The following is a 1,127-nucleotide window of genomic DNA, read 5'->3' on the forward strand; positions in this document are numbered from 1 at the left end:
TGGGACGACGAGGGCATTCGCATCGGCGACCGTGACCAGCACGGGCTTCCGCCACTGGTCGAGAACACCATGGCCCGCATCGAGGCGGGGCTGGCGATGTTCCCCGAGGCCCCCTCGGTGGTGACCGTGAACCACGGTGGTCACGACGGCCGCGCGTTCCGCCCGGACCTGGCCCCCCTGCCGTCCCGGTGCGCGAAGATCGGGGAAGGGGTGCTCGTCCCGCCCGGGACCTTCCCGAACGCCACGTCGTCGCCGGATCTGGTCGCTCCGCCGTTCGTCATCGAGCTCCGCAACCACGGCAAGGCGAGGAAGATCGACCGACCGCTGTCCACGGTCATGGCGGGCGGCAATCACCACGGACTGATCATCCCGTACCGCAAGGGCGCGAAGGCCAAGCCGACGTCCGAGCCGCTGCACACCCTGTCCACACATGACTCGGCCGGTCTGCTGCGGCAAGCGGCACGGATCGAGGACTGCTACTTCCGGATGCTCAAGTGGCGCGAGCAGATGAACGCCCAGCGCTTCCCGCCCGGCTACATCGTCACAGGGGCCAGCGACGCCGCCAAGACGGTCCAGGCCGGGAACGCGGTGAGCTGCAACGTCGCCCAGTGGCTCGGCGAGCGCGTGGCCGCCGTTCTGTAAACCCCGTGGGGCCGCCCCAGCGGCGGCCCCACCACATTCTTCCGCTTCGGCCTGCGGTGAGACACCGTCCGCCCATGCCGGGGCTCTCTACCGAATCCCTCATCCTCAGGAGACCTCAGGTGACACAGCGCCTCACCCCCACCCGGCCGTGCGGCAGCGGATGTGCCCAGCTCGAACTGTTCACCTCGCCAGCCGCGGCATCGCCCGCAGAGCCGGCTGAGTTCGACTGGGACCGGCACGACGTCGTGGTCGTCGGCGACAGCGGCGGGAAGGACAGCGGCGCCCTCGTGCACACGGTGTGCACACAGGCCGACATTGCGGGCCAACTCCACAAGGTCAAGGTGCTCCACTGCGACCTCGGCTATACGCCGAACGGGCACTTGATCGAGTGGCCCGGCGCCCTTGAAGTAGCCCGAGACCATGCCGCCCTGTACGACGTTCCGTTCGCCGTCCGCCGCAGCCAGCGATGGCCGTCCCTCTGGGAC

The 1,127-nt window shown here is 69.4% G+C and carries 2 pseudogenes; both read left to right on the top strand.

The features are described from left to right. Positions 1 to 642, top strand: a pseudogene (locus ACWGJ2_RS40510) (DNA cytosine methyltransferase); the annotation flags it as partial. Between the two features lie 119 nt (positions 643 to 761). Next, positions 762 to 1,127, top strand: a pseudogene (locus ACWGJ2_RS40515) (hypothetical protein); the annotation flags it as partial.

Source organism: Streptomyces sp. NPDC054796 (assembly GCF_053611545.1).